Origin of the sequence: Methylobacterium sp. HMF5984 (genome assembly GCF_045033435.1) — a bacterium.
Lineage (GTDB): Bacteria > Pseudomonadota > Alphaproteobacteria > Rhizobiales > Beijerinckiaceae > Methylobacterium.
In genome coordinates this window covers 3,874,399-3,897,668 of sequence record NZ_JBJFLN010000001.1, presented here as the reverse complement: position 1 = coordinate 3,897,668, position 23,270 = coordinate 3,874,399, and the positions used below count along the sequence as shown (strand labels likewise).

The 23,270-nt window shown below is 72.0% G+C and carries 24 protein-coding genes, 1 tRNA gene and 1 pseudogene; 10 read left to right on the top strand and 16 right to left on the bottom strand.

Annotation, left to right across the window (positions count from 1 at the left end; genetic code table 11):
• The first annotated feature begins 98 nt into the window (after nt 1-98).
• Entirely contained in the window at nt 99-401 is a 303-nt protein-coding gene (locus ACFZ8E_RS18945) for a hypothetical protein (protein WP_147841045.1), read from the top strand.
• Nucleotides 402-438: 37 nt separating this feature from the next.
• Here the strand turns inward: ACFZ8E_RS18945 and ACFZ8E_RS18940 are convergent, their stop codons facing one another.
• The 6 genes from ACFZ8E_RS18940 to ACFZ8E_RS18915 all read right to left on the bottom strand — a co-directional run bounded on the left by ACFZ8E_RS18940 (nt 439) and on the right by ACFZ8E_RS18915 (nt 5,078).
• Complete coding sequence (locus tag ACFZ8E_RS18940; RefSeq protein WP_405043486.1) at nt 439-1,341, bottom strand: DMT family transporter; 903 nt, start codon at nt 1,339-1,341, stop codon at nt 439-441.
• Nucleotides 1,342-1,396: 55 nt separating this feature from the next.
• Nucleotides 1,397-1,672, bottom strand: coding sequence for a translation initiation factor IF-1 (gene infA, locus ACFZ8E_RS18935; protein WP_147025743.1), 276 nt, complete (start codon nt 1,670-1,672; stop codon nt 1,397-1,399).
• Between the two features lie 235 nt (nt 1,673-1,907).
• Complete coding sequence (locus ACFZ8E_RS18930) at nt 1,908-3,014, bottom strand: branched-chain amino acid ABC transporter substrate-binding protein (protein ID WP_405043485.1); 1,107 nt, start codon at nt 3,012-3,014, stop codon at nt 1,908-1,910.
• Nucleotides 3,015-3,157: 143 nt separating this feature from the next.
• Entirely contained in the window at nt 3,158-3,685 is a 528-nt protein-coding gene (locus tag ACFZ8E_RS18925; RefSeq protein ID WP_243936545.1) for an MmcB family DNA repair protein, read from the bottom strand.
• 83 nt (nt 3,686-3,768) lie between these two features.
• Nucleotides 3,769-4,557 carry a cobalamin-binding protein gene (locus tag ACFZ8E_RS18920; RefSeq protein WP_405043484.1) on the bottom strand — a complete coding sequence of 263 codons (789 nt, stop codon included), beginning with the start codon at nt 4,555-4,557 and terminating at the stop codon, nt 3,769-3,771.
• Nucleotides 4,557-5,078: a DedA family protein gene (locus ACFZ8E_RS18915; protein WP_243934627.1), complete on the bottom strand. Its 522-nt coding sequence runs from the start codon at nt 5,076-5,078 to the stop codon at nt 4,557-4,559. The genes ACFZ8E_RS18920 and ACFZ8E_RS18915 overlap by 1 nt, the downstream gene beginning before the upstream one ends.
• Nucleotides 5,079-5,171: 93 nt before the next feature.
• Between ACFZ8E_RS18915 and pdxY the strand changes: the two genes are divergently transcribed.
• The 4 genes from pdxY (at nt 5,172) to ACFZ8E_RS18895 (ending at nt 8,546) form a co-directional block, all read left to right on the top strand.
• The gene (gene pdxY, locus ACFZ8E_RS18910) at nt 5,172-6,020 is read left to right on the top strand and encodes a pyridoxal kinase PdxY (RefSeq protein WP_147726182.1); all 849 of its coding nucleotides are present in this window, start codon (nt 5,172-5,174) and stop codon (nt 6,018-6,020) included.
• A 22-nt stretch (nt 6,021-6,042) separates the two neighbouring features.
• A complete protein-coding gene (locus tag ACFZ8E_RS18905) occupies nt 6,043-6,927 on the top strand; it encodes a PhzF family phenazine biosynthesis protein (RefSeq protein WP_405043482.1) in 885 nt (294 codons plus the stop codon).
• A complete protein-coding gene (locus ACFZ8E_RS18900) occupies nt 6,920-7,675 on the top strand; it encodes an NUDIX hydrolase (RefSeq protein WP_405043480.1) in 756 nt (251 codons plus the stop codon). Before ACFZ8E_RS18905 ends, ACFZ8E_RS18900 begins: the two co-directional genes overlap by 8 nt.
• Before the next feature lie 85 nt (nt 7,676-7,760).
• Nucleotides 7,761-8,546 carry a 3-hydroxybutyrate dehydrogenase gene (locus ACFZ8E_RS18895; RefSeq protein ID WP_405043479.1) on the top strand — a complete coding sequence of 262 codons (786 nt, stop codon included), beginning with the start codon at nt 7,761-7,763 and terminating at the stop codon, nt 8,544-8,546.
• A 76-nt stretch (nt 8,547-8,622) separates the two neighbouring features.
• Here the strand turns inward: ACFZ8E_RS18895 and ACFZ8E_RS18890 are convergent, their stop codons facing one another.
• From ACFZ8E_RS18890 to ACFZ8E_RS18880, 3 genes are all read right to left on the bottom strand, one after another.
• A complete protein-coding gene (locus tag ACFZ8E_RS18890) occupies nt 8,623-9,054 on the bottom strand; it encodes a CsbD family protein (protein ID WP_147841036.1) in 432 nt (143 codons plus the stop codon).
• Between the two features lie 89 nt (nt 9,055-9,143).
• On the bottom strand, nt 9,144-9,272 hold the full coding sequence (locus tag ACFZ8E_RS18885) for a TFIIS helical bundle-like domain containing protein (RefSeq protein ID WP_147726177.1): 129 nt from the start codon (nt 9,270-9,272) through the stop codon (nt 9,144-9,146).
• Nucleotides 9,273-9,392: 120 nt separating this feature from the next.
• Nucleotides 9,393-10,271, bottom strand: coding sequence for an alpha/beta hydrolase (locus tag ACFZ8E_RS18880; RefSeq protein ID WP_405043477.1), 879 nt, complete (start codon nt 10,269-10,271; stop codon nt 9,393-9,395).
• Between the two features lie 211 nt (nt 10,272-10,482).
• On the opposite strand from ACFZ8E_RS18880, the gene ACFZ8E_RS18875 reads away from it, so the two are divergent.
• The 3 genes from ACFZ8E_RS18875 to ACFZ8E_RS18865 all read left to right on the top strand — a co-directional run bounded on the left by ACFZ8E_RS18875 (nt 10,483) and on the right by ACFZ8E_RS18865 (nt 14,499).
• Entirely contained in the window at nt 10,483-11,733 is a 1,251-nt protein-coding gene (locus ACFZ8E_RS18875) for a NupC/NupG family nucleoside CNT transporter (RefSeq protein WP_405043476.1), read from the top strand.
• 152 nt (nt 11,734-11,885) lie between these two features.
• Entirely contained in the window at nt 11,886-13,301 is a 1,416-nt protein-coding gene (locus ACFZ8E_RS18870) for a cytochrome P450 (protein WP_243948881.1), read from the top strand.
• Nucleotides 13,302-13,452: 151 nt separating this feature from the next.
• Nucleotides 13,453-14,499 (top strand): SIS domain-containing protein, encoded by a 1,047-nt coding sequence (locus tag ACFZ8E_RS18865; protein ID WP_405043475.1) that lies wholly within the window; start codon nt 13,453-13,455, stop codon nt 14,497-14,499.
• A gap of 153 nt (nt 14,500-14,652) precedes the next feature.
• Here ACFZ8E_RS18865 and ACFZ8E_RS18860 read toward each other — a convergent pair.
• A tRNA-His gene (locus ACFZ8E_RS18860) sits at nt 14,653-14,729 on the bottom strand.
• A 131-nt stretch (nt 14,730-14,860) separates the two neighbouring features.
• On the opposite strand from ACFZ8E_RS18860, the gene ACFZ8E_RS18855 reads away from it, so the two are divergent.
• Nucleotides 14,861-16,708, top strand: coding sequence for a chloride channel protein (locus tag ACFZ8E_RS18855; protein ID WP_405044415.1), 1,848 nt, complete (start codon nt 14,861-14,863; stop codon nt 16,706-16,708).
• Nucleotides 16,709-16,726: 18 nt separating this feature from the next.
• On the opposite strand, the pseudogene dxs reads toward ACFZ8E_RS18855, so the two are convergent.
• The 6 genes and pseudogenes from dxs to ACFZ8E_RS18825 form a co-directional block, all read right to left on the bottom strand.
• Nucleotides 16,727-18,775: pseudogene (dxs, locus tag ACFZ8E_RS18850) on the bottom strand (1-deoxy-D-xylulose-5-phosphate synthase); the annotation flags it as partial.
• A gap of 9 nt (nt 18,776-18,784) precedes the next feature.
• Nucleotides 18,785-19,045, bottom strand: a complete 261-nt coding sequence (locus ACFZ8E_RS18845; RefSeq protein ID WP_147728480.1) for an exodeoxyribonuclease VII small subunit — start codon at nt 19,043-19,045, stop codon at nt 18,785-18,787.
• Nucleotides 19,046-19,189: 144 nt separating this feature from the next.
• A complete protein-coding gene (locus tag ACFZ8E_RS18840) occupies nt 19,190-19,702 on the bottom strand; it encodes a tyrosine phosphatase family protein (RefSeq protein ID WP_147728481.1) in 513 nt (170 codons plus the stop codon).
• A gap of 26 nt (nt 19,703-19,728) precedes the next feature.
• Nucleotides 19,729-20,289 carry a hydrolase gene (locus ACFZ8E_RS18835; protein ID WP_405044414.1) on the bottom strand — a complete coding sequence of 187 codons (561 nt, stop codon included), beginning with the start codon at nt 20,287-20,289 and terminating at the stop codon, nt 19,729-19,731.
• Between the two features lie 29 nt (nt 20,290-20,318).
• A complete protein-coding gene (locus tag ACFZ8E_RS18830; protein WP_147859691.1) occupies nt 20,319-20,954 on the bottom strand; it encodes a DNA-3-methyladenine glycosylase I in 636 nt (211 codons plus the stop codon).
• Nucleotides 20,955-21,803 (bottom strand): YgfZ/GcvT domain-containing protein, encoded by an 849-nt coding sequence (locus ACFZ8E_RS18825; protein ID WP_405043472.1) that lies wholly within the window; start codon nt 21,801-21,803, stop codon nt 20,955-20,957.
• 118 nt (nt 21,804-21,921) lie between these two features.
• Between ACFZ8E_RS18825 and ACFZ8E_RS18820 the strand changes: the two genes are divergently transcribed.
• Nucleotides 21,922-23,259: a dihydroorotase gene (locus tag ACFZ8E_RS18820; protein ID WP_405043471.1), complete on the top strand. Its 1,338-nt coding sequence runs from the start codon at nt 21,922-21,924 to the stop codon at nt 23,257-23,259.
• Nucleotides 23,260-23,270 lie beyond the last annotated feature (11 nt).

Below are 23,270 nucleotides of genomic sequence, written 5' to 3'. Positions count from 1 at the left end.
ACGTGATCGTGCGATGGGCTTCGAAGCCTGCGGCGTTCGCATTTCGTTTACGAACTGGCCGGACATTGCGACCACGACAGATCCCGAGGGGACGAACCATGATCCGAACTCTTTCCGTTGCTCTCCTCGCCGGGAGCCTCGTCGCCGCAGCACCCGCGGCTGAAGCCCGTGACGGCATCGGCGCCGGCGGCGCAGCCGCGCTCGGCGTGCTCGGCGGCCTCGCCGTCGGCGGCGCGATCGCCTCCTCGCAGAACGGCTACTATCCCGGCCAGCCGGTCTACCGCGCCCCGCGCCCGGTCTACGTCGAGGAAGATTACGGCCCGGTCTGCCACTTCGAGCGCCGCCGGACGATCGACGCCTACGGCGACGTGTTCATCCGCCGCGTCCGCGTCTGCGAATAAGCGATCGATCCGCGGCCGGTGGCAGCACCGGCCGCGCTCAAGGTCTCGGCTGGTCCCGCGGCGCGGCGGGCTCGACGATGGCCGGGCCTGGGCCGCGCCCGAGCCGTTCCGCGCAGAAGATGCCGCCGAGCACCAGGGCCAGCGCGACGGCCTCATTGGTACCGAAGGGCTCGCCGACCACGAGCACGGCGAGCCCGGCGCCGAAGATCGGCACGAGATTGACGAACAGGCCGGCCCGGTTCGGCCCGATCAGCTCGACACCGCGCATGAAGAACAGCTGCGCGGCCAGCGACGGCCCGAGCGCGACGAACACCACGATCGCCCAGCCCTCGATCCCCGGCCAGATCACCCGGCCGGACGCCGCCTCGATCGCCAGAAGCGGCAGGGAGGTGACGAACGCCATCAGCGCCATCGCCGCGAAGAAGCTCAGCCCGGAAATGGCCGGGCGGTGCGGCAGGGCGATGGTGTAGCCGGCATAGAACAGGCAGGCGATGAAGATCAGCACGTCGCCGCGATTGAAGCCGAGGGTGGCGAGCACGTGCCAGTCGCCGTGCGTCGCGGCCACCGCCGCGCCGAGGAGGGTCACGAGCACGCCGATCGCTTGGCCGGACGTGACCCGGGTCCGATAGAGACCGTAGTTCATCAGAATCACCAGAACGGGGATCGAGCCCTGGAACAGGGCGAGGTTGATCGCGTTGGTGTAGGCCCCGGCGGCGTAGAACAGGCTGTTGAACGCCGTGTAGCCGAGGCCGCCCATCAGCAGGACGAGCCGCCAATGGCCGCGCATGCCCGGCCAATCGGCCACGATGCGGCGCCGGGCGAACAGCCACAGCACAACGCAGACCACGGCCCAGCGCAGCGACGTGATCGCCTGCGGCGAGACGTGGCCCGGCGCCCACTTCCCCGCCACCGCGTTGCCCGCCCAGAGCAGGGCGGTCAACGTCAGGAGGGGATAGGCCGCGACGGTCCGGGGAGGCGTGGGAATCGCCGGCCGCTCAGCGGCGGCGGAACTGGCCGCCGCGCACCGGCGGACGTGGGCCGGCCGAGCGCTCGTCCTTGTGACGGAACACGAGGCGGCCCTTCTCGAGGTCGTAGGGCGACATCTCGACGGTGACGCGGTCGCCGGCCAGCGTCTTGATGCGGTTCTTCTTCATCTTGCCGGCAGTGTAGGCGACGATCTCGTGGCCCTGGTCGAGCTGCACCCGGTAACGCGCATCCGGCAGGATCTCGAGAACGAGACCGTCGAACTGCATCAATTCTTCTTTCGCCATTCACCCTCTCCAGTCGGACCGTCTGGAAGCAGGCGTTCCGGCGCACGATCTTTCGTCACGGCAATTCGATGAACGCGGCGGCGGCGGGTCCGTATCCGGAGGCGCCAAGCCATCGAGCGTCGGGCACGATGTAGGGGCCTCCCGCCACGCAAGCAAGCTTCGCCGCCTCGCGACCACGGCGGCGTCGACACAAAAAGCGCCGTTCCCGGACGATTCCTGTGCGAAACGGTTGATCCTACGGCGCCGTCTCGTTGCCCGCGTAATCGAGCCGGCCGTCCGGAGTACGCTTCCAGACCTTGAGGGCTACGGCACCCGAGCTCGGGTCGCCCTGCGCATCGAAGGCGATTTCGCCCTGGATCGTGCGGAAGGGCGCGCCCCGGAGTGCTGCGGCGACCGTGCGCCCGTCCCGAGACTTCGCCCGGTCGATCGCCTGCGCCAGCACCTCGACCGCCGCATAGGTCGGCCCGGCGAGCGCATCGGCTTCCGCGGTGCGGGGCGGGCGGCCCTTGACCTCGGGAAGCCGCGCCGGCTCGGCCGGGACGGTCATCACCGTCCCCTCGCCGGCGGCCGACGCGAGCGTCGCGAAGTCTTGGTCGAGGATGCCGTCGCTCGCCACCAGCCGGGCGGTCGACCCGGCGTCGCGCATCGCGTGCGCGAGCGTCGCCGCCTCCGGCGCCAGCCCGCCGAAGTAGACCGTGTCGACGCGGGCGGCCTTCAGCGTCGCGGCGAGGTCTGCAGCGTCCCGGCTGCCGCGCGGCAGGCTCTCGAACGCGACCTCGGGCCTGCCGGCGGCCTTGAGCGTCGCGGAGACCGCGTCCGCGAGGCCCCGCCCGAAAGTGGTTCGGTCGTGGACGATGGCGACGCGGCGCCCCGCTTCGTGCGCGAGCAGGTAGCGGCCGGCGGCCTCGCCCTGCTGCGCGTCGCCGGCGACGATGCGGAACAGGGTCGCGTAGCCCCGGCGCGTCAGCGCGGCCCAGGACGCGCCCGGCGTGACCACGACGATGCCGGCATCGTCGTAGATCGCGGCGGTGGCGGCCGCGACTGAGGATTCGAGCGGCCCGACCACGAGGCGGATGCCGTCCGCGGCGAAGCGCTTGGCGACCGCGACGCCCTGCTTCGCGTCGCCGGCATCGTCCGCGACCACCAGCGCAAGCTTGCGGCCGGACGCGCCGGCCGCGCGGTTGAGGTCGGCGACGGCCTGCTCGGCGCCGAGCCGCATGCCCTGGCCGAAGGCGGCGTCCGGCCCGGTGAGCGGAGCCGACAGCCCGATCTTGGAGACCGTCTGGGCCGCGGCCGGCGCAGCGAGCAGAAGTGCCGTGACGATCCCGATCAGCGCGCGCATCGAAACCCATACTGCAGCGGCCGGAGCGGCGGCCGCGATGACCTCGGGACAGCTTAGCCGCCGCGCCGCGCCGGCGAAAGCGAAGCGGCGCCGATCCGACGGTCGATCAGCACGCCGTGTTTCCGGGCATGACGACCAGGCTTTCAGAGCGCGCCGTCGCGGATCGCGCCCGGATCGGCGAGGCTGTGCAAGACCCGGGCGGCGCTGTGGGCGAAGCGCAGCGTCACGGCCTTGCGGCGCGGGCCGGAGAGCGGGTGCTCGGGCGCCTCGCGGATCACCAGCCCGCCGAAGGCGTCGGCGACGATCAGGCCGCATTCGTCCGGGATCAGCGATTCCGGCACCGTGTCCGGGATCGCGAAGAAGAAGCGGTCGCAGAAGTCGCGGTAGTCGGGCCATTTCCGGTCGGCGCGGAAGTCCGCCACGCTCGACTTGATCTCGACGATGGTCAGGCGCCCGGCGCCGCACAGGGCGATCACGTCGGCGCGCCGCCCGTTGACCAGCGAGAACTCGGGCAGGGTGGCGCAGCCCATCTCGGAGAACAGGCGGCGCACCCCGCGCTGGATCTTCAGCGCCGTCGGCGACTGGCGCCGGTCGGGCGGCAGGATCAGGTCCGACGCGGGGGCGACCGTGCGGGCTTCGGCCGGAAGAGCATGGGCGAGGGCTGACGACATCATCTCTCGTGTGGCGGCCTGTGCCGAATCGGGACGGCGCATCTTGCCAAGCCCGGACTGCGCTTGTCACCTGCGGCCGGAGATCACGCGAGCGATCCTGCCAGCGCCGCGCGGATCGCGGCGAACCCGTCCGTGAGCGCGGCCGGGCCGGGCTGCAGGATCAGCGGCGACTTGATCTCGTGTATGCGGCCGTCCCGCACCGCCGGGATCGCCGCCCATCCCGGGCGGGATGCGATGCGCGGGACGTTGACCTTCTTCCCGCACCACGAGGCCAGGACGACGTCGGGCGCCGCCGCGATCACGGCCTCGGGCGCGACGATCCGGTCGACGGCGGCGGCCATCCGGGCGCGGTCGGGAAACACGTCGTCGCCGCCGGCGTGGCCGATCAGCTCCGAGACCCAGCCGATGCCGGAGATCATCGGCTCGTCCCATTCCTCGAAATAGACGCGGGGCCGCCGACGGCCCGCGACCTCGGCGGCCGCCCGTGCCAACGCGTCGGCATAACCCTGCGCCAGGGCGTCGGCTCGGTCCGGCACGCCGACGAGGGCGCCGAGCGTGCGGATCATCGCGAGGCAGCCGGCGACGTCGCGCTGGTTGAACAGGTGCACGGCGATCCCGGCCCGGGCGAGGTCGGCGGCGATGTTCGCCTGGAGATCGGAGAAGGCGAGGACGAGATCGGGCTCGAGCGCGAGGATCTTCGGCAGGTCCGCGCTGGTGAAGGCCGACACGCGCGGCTTCTCGCGCCGGACCCGCGGCGGACGCACGGCATAGCCCGACACCCCGACGATGCGGCGCTCCTGGCCGAGCAGGTACAGCGTCTCGACGGTCTCCTCGGTGAGGCAGACGATGCGCTCGGGCGGAAACTGGCGCATCAGCCCTGGAACCACGCCAGCAGCCCGGCACCCGGTGCCAGGAGCACGAAGGCCCAGACGAGGGCCGAGAGGACGTTGGCCACCTGGAACGGCAGCCGGGCGACCCCGAACATGCCGGCGATCAGCGGCACCACCGCGCGGGCGGGCCCGAAGAACCGCCCGAGCGCCACCGCCGCCGCGCCCCAGCGCTTCAGGAAGACCTCGCCCTTGGCGACCATCTCGGGGTAGCGCCGCATCGGCCACAGGCGCTTGGCGCCCTCGCCGTAGGACCGGCCGAACTCGTAGGAGAGCCAATCGCCGAGGGCCGCGCCGACGGCCGCCGCGGCCACCACCGGCCAGAACGCGATGTCGGTCGCCCCGATCATCGCGCCGATGCCGATCAGGATCACGGTGGCCGGCACCAGCAGCGACAGGAAGGCGATGGATTCGCAGAAGGCCAACGCGCCGACGATCAGCGGCGTCCACGCCCGGTGCGCCTCGACGAACGCGAGGGCGGAGACGCGCAGCGATTCGAAATCCATGGTCCGCCTTGTCGAGGATGGGGGGTGCCGGGTGCGCGGGATGCCGAAAGCCGGTAACACGCCGCGGAGGCCACGCGTGCCGGGGAGATCGCGATGAACATCCTGTCGATCCAGTCCCACGTCGCCTACGGCCATGTCGGCAACGCCTCCGCGGTGTTTCCGATGCAGCGGCTCGGGGTCGAGGTCTGGCCGATCCACACGGTGCAGTTCTCCAACCACACCGGCTACGGGGCCTGGCGCGGACGCGTCTTCGACGGGCCGGCGGTCGAGGATCTGGTGGCCGGCATCCGCGAGCGCGGGGTGCTCGGCACCTGCGACGGCGTCCTGTCCGGGTACATGGGCTCGGCCGACATCGGCACCGCGATCCTCGGCGCGGTCGATGCGGTGCGGGCCGAGAACGCCCGGGCGCTCTACGCCTGCGACCCAGTGATCGGCGACACCGGCCGCGGCGTCTACGTCCGCCCCGGCATCGCCGAGTTCATGGCCGAGCGCGCGGTGCCCGCCGCCGACATCGTGACGCCGAACCAGTTCGAGCTCGACCTGCTCACCGGCCTGCCGACCGGCACGTTGGCGCAGGCCAAGCGCGCGGTCGCCGCCCTGCAGGAACGCGGACCGCGGGTGGTGCTCGTCACCTCGCTCGTCACCGACGCGACGCCGCCCGACGCCATCGACCTGCTGGCCGGGGAGGGCGGCACGTTCTGGCGGGTGCGCACGCCCCGCCTCGACCTGTCGGTGAACGGAGCAGGCGATTGCATCGCCGCGCTGTTCCTCGTCCACTACGCCCGCACCGGCTCGGCGGCGCTGGCGCTCGGCATGGCGGCGGCCTCGGTCTACGGCGTCCTGCGGCGCACGCTGGCGGAAGGCTCGCGCGAGATCCTCACCGTGGCGGCGCAGGACGAGTTCGTGGCGCCGACCGAGACGTTTCCGGTGGAGACGGTCTGAGAGCGAGAGAAGGAACCTCTTGATGCCGCGCCGCTTCGTCACCCTGGATGTGTTCACTACGCAGGCCCTGGCCGGCAACCCGCTCGCCGTGGTGCTCGAGGCCGACGGGCTCGACGACGGGGCGATGCAGGCGATCGCCCGGGAGTTCAACCTGTCGGAGACGGTGTTCGTGATGCCGCCGGACGAGCCACGGCACCGGGCGAGGCTCCGCATCTTCACGCCGACCCGCGAGCTGCCCTTCGCCGGGCATCCGACCATCGGCACTGCGGTCCTGCTGGCCCTGCGCGAGGCGCGGCCCGAGGGGGCCCACGCCGTCGCGTTCGGCCTCGAGGAGGCGGTCGGCACGATCCCCTGCGTGGTCGAGACCGGCGACGGAGGGGGCCGGGCCCGCTTGAGGCTCCCGATCCTGCCGGACTACCTCGGCGAGGCTGCCGACGCCACAGCGCTCGCGGCCGCGTTCGGGCTGGCGCAGGAGGATATCGGCTTCGGGCGGCACCGGCCGAGCCGGCACGGCGTCGGCCCGAGCTTCACCTTCGTTCCGGTCGCCTCGCCGGACCGTCTCGACGCGGCGCGACCGGGCACGCTGGCGGGCACCTCGGACGGCTTCCTGCTCTACGCGCCGGACACGGCGGAGACCGGTATGGCCTTCCAGGCCCGGATGTTCGCCCCCGCCCTCGGCGTGGCCGAGGACCCGGCGACGGGCTCCGCGGCCGCCGCCTTCGCCGGCGTGCTGATGCAGTTCGAGCCGCTCGGCGACGGCACGCACGACGTCGCGATCACGCAAGGGGTCGCGATGGGCCGCCCGAGCGCGATCGCGCTGCAGGTCGTGGTCCAGGCCGGCGGCCTGCGCTCGGTCGAGATCGGCGGGGCGGCGGTGATCGTGTCGGAAGGCGTGCTCCATGTCTGATGCGGCGACGCCGGACTCACGGCCCTACGGTTTCGAGGTCGTCCGCCTCGCGCGCCTCGAAGCCCGGCTGGTGACCTACGATTGGGCCTGGGCGCGCGACAACGCCGAGCGCATCGAGCAGAACTGGATGCGGCGGCGGGCGGCGCAGCCCGCCCTGTTCGACGGGCCGGTGCTGGTGGCCTGCGGCTGCGCGATCGACGGCGACAGCTGCCGCCTGGACCTGTTCGAGACGCCGTATTCGCGCTTCCTGGCCTATCGCGACGGCGGATCGCCGGACGGGCACGTCGCCAACGCCTTCGCGGCGATCGTGCCGTGGAGCGCCGACGGCGCGGTCCTGCTCGGGCGGATGGGCGTGCATACGGCCAATGCCGGGCAGATCTACTTTCCCTGCGGCACGCCGGACCTCGACGACGTGCGCGGCGAGGCGGTCGACTTCTCGGGGAGCGCCGCGCGCGAGCTTCTGGAGGAGACCGGCCTCCGGGTGCCCGACGGGGCGACCGAGGACTGGGTCTGCCTGCGCGGCGAGGGCCAGCTCGCCTTCCTGCGGCCCGTCCGCTTCGCCGAGGACGCCGCCGCCCTGATCGAACGCATGGAGATCCACGCGCTGGGCGAGGACGAGCCCGAGCTCGCCGGGATCGTGGCGGTGCGCGAGGCCGCCGACATCGAGGCGGCGATGCCCGGCTTCGTGCGCGCCTACCTCGCCACCGCCTTCGAGGCCGAGACCGGCGCCGCCGAGGTGACGCCCTGATCCGTCCGTGACCCGGATGCGTCGACAACCGGCGGTGCATCGGGCAGGCTTTCTTCGCCGTTTCGTCGCCATCCCGGAGTTCCGCATGACCCTGAAATCCAAGACCGCGATCGTCACCGGCTCGACCAGCGGGATCGGGCTGTGCATCGCACGAGCCCTGGCGCGGGACGGGGCGAACGTGGTGCTGAACGGCTTCGGGGAGGCCGACGCGATCGAGACGGCGCGCGCTAAGATCGAATCCGAGTTCGGCGTGCGGGCGCATCATTCGGCCGCCGACATGACGAAGCCGACCGAGATCGGCGAGATGGTGCGCGAGGCGGAAGCCCGCTTCGGCTCCGTCGACGTGCTCGTCAACAACGCCGGCATCCAGTTCGTGTCGGCGATCGAGGAGTTCCCGGGCGCGAAGTGGGAGCAGATCATCGCGATCAACCTGTCCTCGGCCTTCTACGCGATGCAGGCGGCGATCCCGGGGATGAAGGCGCGCGGCTGGGGGCGGATCATCAACACCGCCTCGGCCCACTCGCTGGTCGCCTCGCCGTACAAGTCGGCCTACGTCGCGGCCAAGCACGGCATCGCCGGCCTGACCAAGACCGCGGGGCTGGAGCTTGCCACGCACAAGATCACGGTGAACTGCATCTCGCCCGGCTACGTCTGGACGCCGCTCGTCGAGGCGCAGATCCCCGATACGATGAAGGCGCGTGGGCTGACCAAGGAGCAGGTGATCGACGAGGTGCTGCTGAAGGCGCAACCGACGAAGGAGTTCGTCACCGTCGACCAGGTCGCCGCGCTCGCCCTGTTCCTGTGCTCGGACGCCGCCAGCCAGATCACCGGCACCAACATCGCCATGGATGGCGGCTGGACGGCGCAGTAGCCCGCAGGCGAAAGCACCCCGCCGGTCAACCGGCGGGGTGCTTCGATGGCGCAGGATTTTGCAACGCGGGCTGCGTTTAGCGGCGCCCGTGCAGCAGCAGGGCGAGGCCGTAACCGACGGCGCCGGCGAGCACCAGCGCGATCAGCGGATTCTCCTCGACCCGCGAGCTGACCGCCTGGCGGCCGTCGCGCAGGTAGTCGCCGCGGCGGTCGTAGGCGTCCGAGGCGTAGTCCGTGACGTTGTCGGCGACGTCGCGCAGCTTGCTGCGTGCCTGCCCGTAGGCGTCCTTGGCCTGACCGTAGGCCTCCTGGGCGCGGTCGCCGGCCTCGTCGGCGACGTTGCGCACGGTGTCCTTGGCCTGACCGTAGGCCTCCTGCGTCTTGCCGCCGGCCTCGCGAAGGCGGCCTTCCGCCGAGTCGCGGTTGGACCCGACGAAGTCGCCGGCCGCACCCTGAATCTTGCCGCCAAGCTCCTTGGCACCGCCGACGATGCGATCCGTATCGACCATGGTCATCTCCTACCCGTCAGTTCTGCGCGTTTGATGGCGGCGTGACCCACGCCGCCCGTCGATCCGTGCCCGCCCGAGCGGGGTGCCGGCTACTTGCCGAGGATCTTGGTCACGAGGCGCCCGATCGGCGAGGCGGAGCTCGCGTTGCGGTCGTCGCGAACGACCTGGCGATCCTCGTTCCCGAGAAGCTTCGTGACGATGCGTCCGATCAGGCTCATGGTTCTCTCCGCGCGATGGGCGCCGCCGGGCGGCGCAGCTTGACCTCTCAACGGCCGATCGCCGCAGCCCGTTCCGTCGCAACGGAGGTGGTCGCGGCGCGGGCCGGCGTCTTGCTGGAGCTACTGGTGGCTCCGCAGGAACTCCGCCGCCGCATCGAGGGAGCGGCGCGCCTCCGGCAACATGCTGTGCGCGAACTGCCAGACATGGGCGACCACCGGGAACACCGTCAGGGACACGGTGACGCCGGCCGCCCGCGCCTTCTCGGCCATCCGCACCGAATCGTCGCGCAGCACCTCCCGCTCGCCGACGTGGAACAGCAGCGGCGGCAGGCCGGCGAGATCCGCGAAGAGCGGCGAGATCCGCGGGTCGGCGGGATCGGCCCCGCCGAGATACATCGGCCCGAGGTTGATCAGCGCCCGCGGGTCGAACATCGCGTCGCGCCGGGCATTGCTGACGCGCGAGCCGTCCTCGGCGAGGAAGTCGGTGACCGGCGAGAACAGGGCGGCGGCCGTCGGAAGAGGCAGCCCGCGGTCGCGGGCCGCCAGCATCGCGACGAGCGCCAAGTTGCCGCCGGCGGAATCGCCGGCGATCGCCGCCGGCCCGAGCGCGGCGAGGGCGTTCCAGGCCGCGCACGCATCCTCGACGCCGGCCGGAAACGGGTGCTCCGGTGCGAGCCGGTAATCGGCGGCGAAGATCGTGAAGCCGCGCTCGGCCAGCGCGCCCGTCACCGGGCGATGCGATTTCGGCGAGCAGGCGACGAAGCCGCCGCCGTGCAGGTAGAGCAGCCGCCGCTCCGGTCCCTCGGGGCGGACCGGCCTGACCCATTCGCCGGGTATCCCGCCGACGGCGCCGGCCTCGTAGGTCGCGCCGGACGGATCCGGGAACGTCCGGCCGCCGAAGACCGCCCGGATCTTGCCCACGTCGTCCATCGCGCCGAGGCGGTTCCGGACGTTGCGCCTGACCATGTAGGACGCGAGATGCGCACGCAGGCTCGCCATGATGTCATCTGCTCCGGATCTTCGATTGGGCCACGGGACGGCGCCCGGCACGATATGGTCCGGGCGCCGGCGATGAACAGCCGGGGTCACGTTCCGATCCGGGATCGATCCAGCACCCGCGGGGAAACGACCGCGTGTCGATCGCGCCGGGAAAAGCTTGGCCCGAAGCTTCCATGGCCGTCCCGATCAGCCAGCCGAGTTCCGAGATCCGATGTTCGACCGCCTCCTGCATGCCGGCCTCAGCATCCTTCTGCTGCTCGCCGTCGCCGTCCTGCTCTCGACGAACCGGCGGGCGATCCGGCCCCGCGTGGTGCTCGCCGCGCTCGGTCTGCAGGTCGGCCTCGGCGTGCTGATCCTGTTCGTCCCGTCCGGCCAGGCCGGCCTCTCTGCCGCGGCCGGCTTCGTCCAGACCGTGCTCGGTTACGGCGACCGCGGCACCGCATTCCTGTTCGGCGGCCTCGTCGAGCCGCGGATGTTCGAGCTGTTCGGCGGCAGCGGCTTCATCCTGGCGCTTCGGGTGCTGCCGCAGATCCTCTACGTGTCGGCGCTGATCGGCGTGCTGTATCACCTCGGGATCATGCAGGCCGCCGCCCGCATCGTCGGCGCCGGCCTGCGCAGGCTGGTCGGTACCAGCCCGATCGAGTCGTTCTCGGCGGTGATCACCATCGCCATCGGGCAGGGCGAGATTGCGGTGGCGCTGCGCCCGTTCCTCGCGCTGCTGACCGGGGCCGAGCTGTTCGCGGTGATGACGAGCGGCGCCGCCTCCACCGCGGGCTCGATCCTGGCCGGCTACGCGGCGCTCGGCGTGCCGATGACCTACCTGCTCGCCGCCTCGCTGATGGCGATCCCCGGCGGGCTGCTCTTCGCCAAGCTGCTGGTGCCCTCGACCGAGCCGACGCGGATCGCCACCACCCGGGTCGAGTTCGGCGAGACGCGCGCGGCCAACCTGATCGAGGCCGCGGCCGACGGCACGCAGAAGGGGCTCGCCGTCGCCGTCGCGGTCGGCGCGATGCTGATCGCCTTCGTCGGCCTGATCGCGCTCGCCGACGGCATCGTCGGCTACCTGGGCGGCCTCGCCGGATATCCGGCGGCCTCGATCCAGGGCGTCCTCGGGTTCGCGCTGGCACCGCTCGCCTGGCTCCTCGGCGTGCCGTGGGAGCACGCGACGCTGGTCGGCGGCGCGATCGGGCAGAAGCTCGCCTTCAACGAGTTCTTCGCCTACGCCAACCTCTCGCCGGTGCTGAAGGGCGGCACCCTCGATCCACGCAGCCAGGCGATCGTCTGCTTCGCGCTCTGCGGCTTCGCCAACCTGTCGTCGATCGCGATCCAGCTCGCGAGCTTCTCCAGCCTCGTGCCCGAGCGCCGGTCCGAGATCGCCCGCTACGGCCTGCGCGCCATCCTAGCGGGCACCCTGTCGAACCTGACGAGCGCGGCCATCGCCGGCCTGTTCATCGCCGCGTGAGGCGGTTTGCCGGCCTCACGCCGGCGGCTGCGAACGTGTAGAACGGCGCCCGAAGACCCGATGTCGGCGACAGATCCCTCGCGAGGGATCGGCCCCGGCGAACGGGTCGCGGACGGTGGACCGGGGCGCGTCGCCATCGGCGGAGGACGGACATGACGACGGTTCTCGACCCTACGGCGGCGCAGGCCTCCGATGGCGCGCGCGCCGCGACGTCGCGGATCGTGCCGCCGTTCCGAGTTCCGCCGGAGCGCGAGCCGCCGATCCTCTCCTATCTCGGCGCGTTGCGCACCAATGCCCTCGTCGGCTGGCCGCGCCGGGCCTACGACGATCTGATCACCCGCCGCAGCCTGCTCGGGCGGTCGAGCTTCACCCTGAGCGATCCGGATGCGATCCGCCGGGTGCTCGTCGACAACCAGGCGAACTATGCCCGCACCGCCGGCTCCGTGCGGATCCTGCGCCCGATCCTCGGCGACGGCGTCCTGATCAGCGAGGGCGCGTCCTGGCGCCACCAGCGACGCTCGCTGGCACCGGCCTTCACCCCGAAGGCGATCGACGGCCTCGTCCCGCTGATCGACCGCGCGATCGGCGACGCGCTCGGCGAGTTCGACGTCGCCGCCGCGCGCGGCCCCGTCGCCCTGTTCGCCGCCCTTCACCGGCTGGCCCTCGAGATCGCCGGGCGCAGCATGTTCTCGGTGGCGATGGATCGGCATGGGGACGCGCTGCGCGGCTTCATCGCCGAGTATTCCGAGCGCCTCGGCCGGCCCCACCTCCTCGACATCTTGATGCCGCCGACCTGGCGGGCGCCCCTCGACTTTCCGCGCGCCCGGTTCCGGAAGCGCTGGACGCCCTTCCTCGGCCAGATCATCGAAGCGCGGGCCGCCGACGGGACCCCACGCACCCATCGCGACCTGCTCGACCTGCTGATGGCCGCCCGCAATCCCGAGACCGGGGCGGCCTTCAGCTACGCCGAGGTCCGCGACCAGGTCGCGACCATGATCCTGGCCGGGCACGAGACCACCGCGGTGCTGCTGTTCTGGGCCGCCTACATGCTGGCGCTGGCGCCCGAGCTGCAGGAGCAGGTGGCGCGCGAGGTGCAGGGCGCGGACCTCGCCGCCCCGGCCGGCTGCGCCCAGGACGGGCGCCTGCCGCTGACCCGCGCGGTGATCGACGAGACGATGCGGCTCTATCCGCCGGCCTTCGTCATCGTGCGACGCGCGCTCGAAGCCGACCGCGTCGCCGGCGTGGAGATCGCGGCCGGCGACATCGTGATGATCTCGCCCTGGGTGCTGCACCGGCACCGCCGCCTCTGGGACGACCCGCACGCCTTCGATCCGGGCCGCTTCCTGCCCGGCGCCCCGGCGATCCCGCGCTACGCCTATCTCCCCTTCGGCGTCGGCCCGCGGGTCTGCATCGGCGCGCATTTCGCCCTGACCGAGGCGGTGCTGGCGCTCGCCCGCATCGTCGGCCGGTTCAGGATCTCGCTCGCCGATACCCGCCCGGTGCTGCCGGCGGCCGTCGTGACGACCCAGCCCGAGCACGCACCGGACTTCCACCTGGTGCCGCGCTGACGGCCCCCCGTGCCGGCCCGCTGCGACATCGCGCCGTCATATTTAAACCACGGCCCGAACCTAGGCGTAGCGTCGCCCGACGACCGGGCACGATGCCGTTCCAGCCTGCCCGGTGCGCGTTCTCGATGCCGGGATCCTATGCGGATGCCCCATGTCGCACGTCACCGCGTTCCCGATCGCGCAGAAGCCCTCCAAAGCGGCGTCGCCGCGCCTTCATGCGGTCGCCGCAGGCGACGGCGATCCGCGCGCCATCGCGGTGCGCAGCCTTCGCCTCGGCATGTCGGCGCTCGATGAGGTCATCGCGCTTCTGGACGGCGACCTCGGCGTCGCGTTCGAGCGGGCGGTCGAGACCATCCTGTCGGTGAAGGGCCGCGTCATCGTCTGCGGCATCGGCAAGAGCGGCCATGTCGGGCGCAAGCTCGCCGCGACGCTGGCCTCCACCGGCACGCACGCCTTCTTCGTCCACCCCACCGAGGCGAGCCACGGCGACCTCGGCATGATCGCCGCCGACGACGTGATCGTCGCACTGTCGTGGTCGGGCGAGACGGTGGAGCTCGGCGACCTCGTCAGCTTCTCGCTCCGCTTCTCGATCCCCTTGATCGCGATCACCTGCAACGCCGACAGCACGCTCGGCCGCGCGGCGGACGTGCTGCTCGCCCTGCCGAAGGTGCGCGAATCCTGCCCCCACGACCTCGCGCCCACCACCTCGAGCCTGATCCAGCTGGCGCTCGGCGACGCCCTCGCGGTGGCGCTCGTCGAGCAGCGCGGCTTCACCTCGGCGCGCTTCAAGACGCTCCATCCCGGCGGCACCCTCGCCGCACGCCTGAAGACCGTGCGCCAGCTCATGCACACCGGCGACGAGGTGCCGCTCGTGCCCGACGCGATGGTGATGTCCGACGTCCTGATCGAGATCACCCGGCGCCGCTACGGTTGCGTCGGCGTCGTCGACGCGGAAGGGCACCTGATCGGCATCGTCACCGACGGCGACCTGCGCCGCCACATGGGCCCGGCGATCCTCGACACCACCGTTCGGCAGGTGATGACGGCCGCCCCGGTCGTGGTCGAGGCCGACCTTCTGGCGAGCGCCGCCCTCGAGGTGATGAACCGCAAGCGCATCACGGCGATCTTCGTGGTCGAAGCCGGCCGCCCCGCCGGCATCCTGCACATCCACGACCTGCTCCGCGCCGGCGTGGTGTGACCCCCGCGGCCGCACCCTCGCGGATGCGGCTCGAAGCTTCGTCTGCGAAAGCGCAGTCGGGCTTGAGCAAGGGGCGGGGGAGGTGCCGATCCTACACAAACGAAAAAGGGGCCGGCGCTTCGCCAACCCCTCGCATCGCCCGTCGAAATTCGATGGTACCACCGCCCCGGCTCGAACGGGGGACCTCTTGATCCACAATCAAGCGCTCTAACCAACTGAGCTACGGCGGCACTGCGGCGGGGTGTATCGTGGCGGCGGCGGCATTTCAAGCGGGTTCGACACCACGCCTGCGCCTGTGGACGGAGGCGTGCGCGAACCCGTAAGGATCGGGCGTGTCCTGTCGTCCCATGCCCGCGCCGCGATGAGCCAGACCGCCGAGACCCCGCGCCGCCGTTGGGGCCGCGCGACCCTGGTCCAGGCGCCCGGCCGGCTCCGCGTCCTCGTCCGCCGCAGCGAGGTCGGGCTCGTGGTGCTCTCCGGCCTGACCGGATGCGTCGCCGGCGCGGCGGTGGCGGGGATGAACGTCGCGACGCAGGGCCTTCGCGAGGCGCTGTACCGCCTGCCGCACGGGACCCGCCTCAGCGCGGCCGACGCCGTGACGCCGCTCGCCCTGCTCGTCGGCCCCTGCCTCGGCGGCATCCTGCTCGGCCTCGTGATCCTCGCAGCCAACGCGATCCGCGGGCGGCGGAGGCGGCCGGTGATCGATCCGATCGAGGCCAACGCGCTCCATGGCGGCCGGATGTCGCTGCGCGACAGCGTCTACGTCGCCGTGCAGAACGTCATCTCGAACGGAAGCGGCGCCTCGGTCGGGCTCGAGGCGGGATATACGCAGATCTGCGGCGGCCTCGCCTCGCGCCTCGGCATCGCCTTCGAGATGCGGCGCAACGACCTGCGCACGCTGGTCGGCTGCGGATCGGCCGCGGCGATCGCCGCCGCCTTCGGGGCGCCGCTGACCGGCGCGTTCTACGCCTTCGAGCTGATCATCGGCACCTACTCGATCGCGACGCTGACGCCGGTGGTGGTGGCCGCCTTGTGCGGCAGCCTGGTCTCGCGGAGCCTGGTCGCGGCCCAGCCTCTGGTTGCCCCCGACAACGTCCAGGCGGTGACGACGGCCGCGGTGACCGGCGCCGACACCCTGCCGAGCCTCGTCCTCGGCCTGTTCTGCGCCGGCCTCGGCATCCTGATCATGCGCGGCGTCACGCTGGTCGAGCAGGGCGTGGCGGCGACGCGGATCCCGCGGGTGGCCGGCCCCGCGCTCGGGGGCCTCTGCGTCGGCGCGCTGGCGCTCGCGATCGGCCCGCAGGTGCTGTCCGGCGGGCACGGCGCTCTCCACGTCCACTTCGCGGACGGGGCCGAGGGCTACGGCACGGCGGCGCTCGTTCTGCTGTTCGTCGGCAAGGCGACGGCCTCGGCGATCTCGATCGGATCGGGGTTCCGCGGAGGCCTGTTCTTCGCCTCACTGTTCCTCGGTGCGCTCGCCGGCAAGCTGTTCGCGATGGTTGCGCCGGCGGTGATCCCGGGGCTCGCCGCCTTCGGGCTGACGCCGCTCGCCTATGCGGTGATCGGCATGAGCGCGCTCGCGGTCGCCGTCATCGGCGGCCCGCTCACCATGACGTTCCTGGCGCTGGAGGTGACCGGCAGCCTGCCGATCACCGGCCTCGTCCTCGTCGCGGTGATCGCCTCGTCGCTCACCGTGCGGAAGACCTTCGGCTATTCCTTCGCCACCTGGCGATTCCACCTGCGCGGCGAGAGCATCCGCAGCGCCCACGACGTCGGTTGGATCCGCAGCCTGACGGTCGGTCGGCTGATGCGCAAGGACGTGCGCACCATCCCCCTTGACACGCCGATGGCGACCTTCCTGCGGGCGCACCCGCTCGGATCGCCCTCGCGGGTGATCGTGGTGGACGAGGCAGGCCGCTACGCCGGCATCGTCCTGGTGCCCGAGGCCCATGCCGCCGCGCGCGACGCGAGCGAGACGCCGGCGACGCTCGCCGACGTGCTGCGCCACCCCGACGACATCCTGACGCCTGAGCTGAACGCCAAGGAAGCCTCGGCGGCCTTCGACCGCACCGAGAGCGAGGCGCTTGCCGTGGTCGACTCGATCGGCGACCGGCAGGTCATCGGCATGCTCACGGAGAGCCACACCTTGAAGCGCTACAGCGACGAGCTCGACCGCCAGCGCCGGGCGATGCAGGGCGAGGCGGACTGATCGACGGCCGACCCGCGCTCAGCGCGGGCGGCGCCCGACGCTGACGACGTTGCTCGGGCGGGCCTTCCGCTCGGGGAGGATGTCCTCGACCTTCCGGACGATGCTGGCGGCGTCGAGGCCGGCCTCGGCGTACATCTTGTCCGGGCTGTCGTGGTCCTGGTAGCTGTCGGGCAGGGTCATCGTGCGCACCCGCAGCCGCATCGCGTCGAGCACGCCGCGCTCGGTCAGCAGGTGCAGCACCTGCGCCCCGAAGCCGCCGCGCGAGCCCTCCTCCAGCGTGATCAGAACCTCGTGGCTCGCCGCCAGGTCCAGGATCAGCGCCTCGTCCAGCGGCTTGGCGAAGCGCGCATCCGCCACCGTCACCGCGATGCCGGCCGCCTCCAGCGTCTCGGCCGCCTTCAGCGCCTCGGACAGACGCGTGCCCAGCGACAGCAGCGCCACCCGCGCGCCCTCGGGCCGCGTCACGATCCGGCCCCGGCCGATCGCCAGCGGAACGCCCACCTCCGGCATCTCGACGCCCACCCCCTCGCCGCGCGGGTAGCGCAGCGCGATCGGGCCGTCGTCGTGCGCGTGGCAGGTCGCCACCATGTGCACCAGCTCGGCCTCGTCGGCCGCCGCCATCACCGTCATGTTCGGCAGGCAGCACAGGTACGCCAAGTCGAACGCCCCCGCATGCGTCGCCCCGTCGGCCCCCACCAGCCCCGCCCGGTCCAGCGCGAAGCGCACCGGCAGGTTCTGCAGCGCCACGTCGTGGATCACCTGGTCGTAGGCCCGCTGCAGGAAGGTCGAGTAGATCGCCACGAACGGCTTGTAGCCCTCCGTCGCCAGGCCGCCGGCGAACGTCACCGCGTGCTGCTCGGCGATCCCGACGTCGAAGGTCCGGTCCGGATGCGCCTTGCCGAACAGGTCGATCCCGGTGCCGCCCGGCATCGCCGCTGTGATCGCCACCACCTTGTCGTCGGCATCCGCCGCCTTGATCAGGCTCTCGCCGAACACCCGCGTGTAGGCCGGGGCGTTGGCCTTGGCCTTGGTCTGCACGCCCGACAGCACGTCGAACTTCACCACGCCGTGGTAGCGGTCGGCCGACGCCTCCGCCGGCGCGTAGCCCTTGCCCTTCTGCGTCACCACGTGCAGCAGGATCGGGCCCTGCTCCGAGTCGCGCACGTTCTTCAGCACCGGCAGCAGGTGGTCGAGGTTGTGCCCGTCCACCGGACCGACGTAGTGGAAGCCCATCTCCTCGAACATCGTGCCCGAGCCGACGATCAGCCCGCGGGCGAACTCCTCGGCCTGCGCCGCCCGCTGGTAGATCGCCTTCGGCAGCAGCTTGCCGAGCTGCTTGGCGGTCTCGCGCAGGCCCCGGTACGCCCCGCCCGACGCCAGCCGCGCCAGGTAGGCCGACATCGCGCCCACGGGCGGCGCGATCGACATGTCGTTGTCGTTCAGGATCACGATCAGCCGCGAATGCAGCGCGCCGGCGTTGTTCATCGCCTCGTAGGCCATGCCCGCCGACATCGAGCCGTCCCCGATCACCGCGATCATGTTGCGGCGCTTGGGCTCGGCGTGGCCCTTGGCCTTCGCCGAGGCCGCGTGCAGGTCGCGCGCCACCGCCATGCCCAAGGCGGCCGAGATCGAGGTCGAGGAATGCGCCGCCCCGAACGGGTCGTATTCGCTCTCCGAGCGCTTGGTGAAGCCCGACAACCCGCCGCCCTGGCGCAGCGTCCGCATCCGCTCGCGCCGCCCGGTCAGGATCTTGTGCGGATACGCCTGGTGCCCGACGTCCCACACGATCCGGTCGTCGGGCGTGTCGAACACGTGGTGCAGCGCCACCGTCAGCTCGACCACCCCGAGCCCCGACCCGAGATGACCGCCCGTCACCGACACGGCCTCGATCATCTCCGAGCGAACCGCGTCCGCCACCGCCCGGAGATCGCTCTCCGGAAGCAACCGCAACGCGGACGTCTCGGACAAACCGTCCAAAATCGAGGGGGCCGGCATCGAGGGGGTCTGCGTCACGGGTTCGGCCTCATATCGATCTCGAACGCCGAACGAGGCTGCGGTGCTCGAGCACGGCGCATCTCAATCGACGTCCAGGGGTGCGACGCCTTCGGCGCGCCCGTCGGGTGTCAGGGTGATGCGCTGGATGCGGGCCTCGGCCCGCTTCAGCAGCATCTCGCAGTGGCGCTTCAGCGCCTCGCCGCGCTCGTAGATCGTCACCGATTCGTCCAGCGCCACGTCGCCCTTCTCCAGGCGGCGGACGATGTCCTCGAGCTGCTCCAGGGCCTTCTCGAAGGGCGTGTCGGCGGCGATCGCGGTCGCGTCGGGTCGGCTTTCGGTCATCCCTACAGGATCCTTTGGTGCGGTTCTAAGGCGGAGGCGGCGACCGCCACAACCCCACGTGCCTTCGCGGCGGGCGGAGACACGCGGTTTTTCCAGCCGGCGGCGACGTTTGCGCCACACCGGTATGCCGGTGGGCTCGACCGGTCAGCCGAGCTCGAAACGAAACGGCGTGCCCTCGAAGGCGTCCGCCCCGCGGCCGATCGCGGCGACGGCCGAGACCATCCGGCCGTCGCGGCCGAGCAGCCGGTCGGCGATCTCGACGAACAGGCGGTTCGGCGTCGCCGACGGCGAGGCGAGGCGTAACGCCGCGGCGGCCTCGGCCTCGTCGCGGGCGGGATCGAGGGCGCAGGCGGCGATGTAGGCCGCGGCGGTCGAGCGGCTGATGCCGGCGTAGCAGTGGATCACCATCGGCTTCTCGCGCGGCCACGCCGCGACGAAGTCGAGGATGGCGCGCACGTGGTCCTCGGCCGGGAGAACGTACCCGTCCGTCGCGACCGCGATGTCGCTGACGCCGACCACCGCGTGGCAGCCCTCGGCGATCGTCGCCGGCCGCTCCGGCGCCGAGGGCAGGTTGAGCAGCGTCAGGACGTGGCTCGCCCCGGTCGCCGCGATGGTCTCGGGCAGGCGCGACAGGGGGCAGACGTGCAGCGTCGGCATCTCGGGTCCGGGTTCTGAGTCGGGTGTCAGGATTTCGCGAGCTCGGCGAAACGGTCGAGATAACGGGCCTGCGCCTGCGCGGTCGGCCAGGGGTCGAGCAGGGCGAGGACCGGCTCGGGCAGGGTCTCGTGCCGCCCGAAGTAGCGCGTCGCCTCGTCCGGCGCGAATCCAGCGAGCCGCACCGCCTCGGCATGCGCCGCCAACCGGTCCGCACGCTTGACCAGGCGGGCGAAGGCCGGGGTCGGCGCCTCGAGCCCGAAGCGCCGGCGGATCGCAGCGAGCAGGCGGCGCTCGACGCCCTTGTAGGAATCGCCGATCGCGGCCTTCAACGGCGAGATGATGTCGCCGACGACGTATTCCGGTGCATCGTGCAGCAGCAGCTCGAGGCCCTGTGCAGGCGTGCACCCGGGCGTGAGATGCAGGCCGACCGCCTCGACCAGCAGCGAGTGCTGCGCCACCGAGAAGACGTGCGGCCCCGCGGTCTGCCCGTTCCAGCGGGCGACGCGGGCGAGCCCGTGGGCGATGTCGGCCACCTCGATGTCGAGGGGGGAGGGGTCGAGCAGGTCGAGCCGGCGGCCCGACAGCATCCGCTGCCACGCCCGCGGCTGCAGCGCGCTCAACGGCCCGGCTCCGCCAGCGCGGCGCAGGGCGCGTGGCGATGGCAGCCGACGAGGTGATCGTTGACCATGCCGACCGCCTGCATGAAGGCGTGGACGATCACCGGGCCGCAGAAGGCGAAGCCTTCGGCCTTCAGCGCCTTGGCGATCCGCCGCGACACGTCGGTCTCGGTCCGGATCTCGCTGCGGGTCCGCGCGCTGCCCTGGATCGGCCGGCCGTCCGGCAGGTGATCCCACAGGAAGCGCGAGAAACCGGGGCCGCGCTCCTCGATCCGCAGCCAGGCGCGGGCGCCGGCGACGGTGCCGACGATCTTGGCGCGGTTGCGGATGATGCCGGTGTCCTGCATCAGCCGCTCCACGTCGGCCTCGGTGAAGCGCGCGATGGCCTCTGGATCGAAGGCGGCGAAGGCGCGGCGGAAGCCGTCGCGCCGGCGCAGGATCGTGATCCACGACAGCCCGGCTTGGAAGCCGTCGAGAATCAGCTTCTCGTAGAGCGCGCGGCCGTCGTGCTCGGGCACGCCCCATTCGCCGTCGTGATAGGCGACGTAGAGCGGATCGAGCCCCGCCCACCAGCACCGGGCGCATCCGTCGGGATGGCGGACGAGGCCTTCGACCGGATGCGATGCCTCGGTCATTCAGCCCGCCGCGGCGTCCGGCATCGCGAAGCTGGCGAAGGCCGGGCGCTCCACGGTCAGCACCTTGCCGTCGGCGCGCAGCGGCTCGCCGGCCGCGATCGCGTCGGCGAGGCGGTCGAGGCGCAGCATCGCGAGGCCGTGCCCGGCGGCACGGCTCCCCGTCACGCCGAGCACCTTGGCGCCGGCGGTGATCTCGGAGCCGGGGGCGGCCGCCTCGCTCGCGGGATAGGTGGCGGGCAGCATGCGGGTGCGGGCTGTGCCGCGGTGCTGCATCCGCGAGACCACCTCCTGGCCGACGTAGCAGCCCTTGCGGAAGTCGACGCCGCCGAGCTGGTCCATCAGCGCCTCGTGCGGGAAGGCGTCGCTGAACGGGAAGTCGCGCCCGCCCTCGGGGATCCCGAGCGCGATGCGGTGAGCGTGGTACTCCGCTTCGGACGCGTCCGCGAAGAAGGCGCCCGCCGCCGCGTAGAGCCGCGCGCCGAGGCCTTCGGCCCGGGCGTCGGCCACGGCGTCGACCTCGACGGCAGTGGTGGCGCCGTCCCAGGATGCGGCGATGGCGATGGTCGGATCGACCGCGATCTCGACCTTGGCGCGCAGGCGATAGAGGGTCAGGCGCTTGGCGAGCGCCGCAGCCTGCTCAGCCGGCACGTCTAGGCGGTACCCGTCGGCGATCCGCGAGATCAGGAAGTCGAACTGGATTTTGCCCTGCGGCGTCAGCAGGGCGCCGAGGCGCGCCTCCGCCTCGCCCAGCGTCTCGACGTTGCATGTGATCACGCCCTGGAGCAGGGCGGTGGCGTCCGGCCCGGTCACGGTGACGAGGGCGCGGTCCGGCAGCAGGGCAATCGGCATGGCAAGTCCTCACTCGGCCCGATCGGGCCTTCCAGGCCGCGCGATTGCGCGAGGATGAGGCGTGACATAAGCCGCCCGGGACCCGGCCTCAACCAAGGCGTTTCCGATGGCATCCCCGATGGACCAGCCCTTCGACCTCGTCCTCTCCGGCGGCACGGTGGTGAACCAGGACGGCACGCACCTTGCCGACCTCGGCATCCGCGGCGGGCGCATCGCGGCGATCGGCGACCTCGCGCAGGCAGCCAGTGCCGAGCGGCAGGATTGCGCCGGCCTGCATCTGCTGCCCGGCGTGATCGACACCCAGGTGCATTTCCGAGAGCCCGGCCTCGACCACAAGGAAGATCTCGAATCCGGCTCGCGGGCGGCCGTGATGGGCGGCGTCACCGCCGTGTTCGAGATGCCGAACACCAACCCGCTCACCACCAGCGCGGACGCGCTCGCCGATAAGGTGGCCCGCGCGCATCACCGGATGCATTGCGATTTCGCGTTCTGGGTCGGCGGCACCCACGAGAACGTGGCGCAGCTCGCCGAATTGGAGCGGCTGCCCGGCGCCGCCGGCATCAAGGTGTTCGTCGGGTCCTCGACCGGGTCGCTGCTGGTCGAGGACGATGCGGGCGTGCGCGCCATCCTCACGGCGATCCGCCGCCGCGCCGCCTTCCACTCCGAGGACGAGCCGATGCTGCGCGCGCGCAAGGATCTCCGCGTCCCCGGCGACCCGTCCTCGCACCCGGTCTGGCGCTCGCCGGAGGTGGCGATGGCGGCGACGCGGCGGTTGGTGGCCTTGGCGCGGGAGACCGGCGCCCGCATCCACATCCTGCACATCTCGACCGGCGACGAGATGGACTACCTCGCCGACCACAAGGACGTGGCGAGCGTCGAGGTGACGCCGCATCACCTCACCCTCGACGGCGACGAGGCCTATGCGCGGCTCGGCACGCTCGTGCAGATGAACCCGCCGGTCCGCGGCGATGCGCATCGCCGAAGGATCTGGTGGGGTCTCGGGCAGGGCGTCGCCGACATCCTCGGCTCGGATCACGCGCCGCACCAGCTCGACGAGAAGGCCAAGCCCTATCCGGACTCGCCCTCGGGGATGACCGGGGTGCAGACGCTGGTGCCGATCATGCTCGACCACGTCGCGGCCGGACGGCTGTCGCTCGCGCGCTTCGTCGACCTGACGAGCGCCGGGCCGAAGCGCCTGTTCGGCATCGCACGCAAGGGGCGGCTCGCGATCGGCTACGACGCCGACGTGACGGTGGTCGACCTCAAGCGCCGCGAGACGATCCGCAATGCCTGGATCGCCTCGAAGAGTGCCTGGACGCCCTACGACGGCAAGACCGTGACCGGATGGCCGGTGGGGACGGTGGTGCGCGGGGCCCGCGTGATGTGGGACGGTGTGCTGACCGCGCCGTCGCGCGGCGAGGCCGTGACCTTCGAGGAGGCGCTGGCACGGGCCTGAGCCCGCGCCAG

Coding starts and splice junctions, on each gene's coding strand:
- ACFZ8E_RS18900 (WP_405043480.1), top strand. CDS start 6,920: ATGTCTGATGCGGCGACGCCGGACTCACGGCCCTACGGTTTCGAGGTC.
- ACFZ8E_RS18845 (WP_147728480.1), bottom strand. CDS start 19,045: ATGACCGAAAGCCGACCCGACGCGACCGCGATCGCCGCCGACACGCCC.
- ACFZ8E_RS18920 (WP_405043484.1), bottom strand. CDS start 4,557: ATGCGCCAGTTTCCGCCCGAGCGCATCGTCTGCCTCACCGAGGAGACC.
- ACFZ8E_RS18905 (WP_405043482.1), top strand. CDS start 6,043: ATGCCGCGCCGCTTCGTCACCCTGGATGTGTTCACTACGCAGGCCCTG.
- ACFZ8E_RS18875 (WP_405043476.1), top strand. CDS start 10,483: ATGTTCGACCGCCTCCTGCATGCCGGCCTCAGCATCCTTCTGCTGCTC.
- ACFZ8E_RS18820 (WP_405043471.1), top strand. CDS start 21,922: ATGGACCAGCCCTTCGACCTCGTCCTCTCCGGCGGCACGGTGGTGAAC.
- infA (WP_147025743.1), bottom strand. CDS start 1,672: ATGGCGAAAGAAGAATTGATGCAGTTCGACGGTCTCGTTCTCGAGATC.
- ACFZ8E_RS18925 (WP_243936545.1), bottom strand. CDS start 3,685: ATGTCGTCAGCCCTCGCCCATGCTCTTCCGGCCGAAGCCCGCACGGTC.
- ACFZ8E_RS18870 (WP_243948881.1), top strand. CDS start 11,886: ATGACGACGGTTCTCGACCCTACGGCGGCGCAGGCCTCCGATGGCGCG.
- ACFZ8E_RS18930 (WP_405043485.1), bottom strand. CDS start 3,014: ATGCGCGCGCTGATCGGGATCGTCACGGCACTTCTGCTCGCTGCGCCG.
- ACFZ8E_RS18835 (WP_405044414.1), bottom strand. CDS start 20,289: ATGCTGTCGGGCCGCCGGCTCGACCTGCTCGACCCCTCCCCCCTCGAC.
- ACFZ8E_RS18880 (WP_405043477.1), bottom strand. CDS start 10,271: ATGGCGAGCCTGCGTGCGCATCTCGCGTCCTACATGGTCAGGCGCAAC.
- ACFZ8E_RS18915 (WP_243934627.1), bottom strand. CDS start 5,078: ATGGATTTCGAATCGCTGCGCGTCTCCGCCCTCGCGTTCGTCGAGGCG.
- ACFZ8E_RS18945 (WP_147841045.1), top strand. CDS start 99: ATGATCCGAACTCTTTCCGTTGCTCTCCTCGCCGGGAGCCTCGTCGCC.
- ACFZ8E_RS18895 (WP_405043479.1), top strand. CDS start 7,761: ATGACCCTGAAATCCAAGACCGCGATCGTCACCGGCTCGACCAGCGGG.
- ACFZ8E_RS18830 (WP_147859691.1), bottom strand. CDS start 20,954: ATGACCGAGGCATCGCATCCGGTCGAAGGCCTCGTCCGCCATCCCGAC.
- ACFZ8E_RS18885 (WP_147726177.1), bottom strand. CDS start 9,272: ATGAGCCTGATCGGACGCATCGTCACGAAGCTTCTCGGGAACGAGGAT.
- ACFZ8E_RS18840 (WP_147728481.1), bottom strand. CDS start 19,702: ATGCCGACGCTGCACGTCTGCCCCCTGTCGCGCCTGCCCGAGACCATC.
- ACFZ8E_RS18865 (WP_405043475.1), top strand. CDS start 13,453: ATGTCGCACGTCACCGCGTTCCCGATCGCGCAGAAGCCCTCCAAAGCG.
- pdxY (WP_147726182.1), top strand. CDS start 5,172: ATGAACATCCTGTCGATCCAGTCCCACGTCGCCTACGGCCATGTCGGC.
- ACFZ8E_RS18890 (WP_147841036.1), bottom strand. CDS start 9,054: ATGGTCGATACGGATCGCATCGTCGGCGGTGCCAAGGAGCTTGGCGGC.
- ACFZ8E_RS18825 (WP_405043472.1), bottom strand. CDS start 21,803: ATGCCGATTGCCCTGCTGCCGGACCGCGCCCTCGTCACCGTGACCGGG.
- ACFZ8E_RS18855 (WP_405044415.1), top strand. CDS start 14,861: ATGAGCCAGACCGCCGAGACCCCGCGCCGCCGTTGGGGCCGCGCGACC.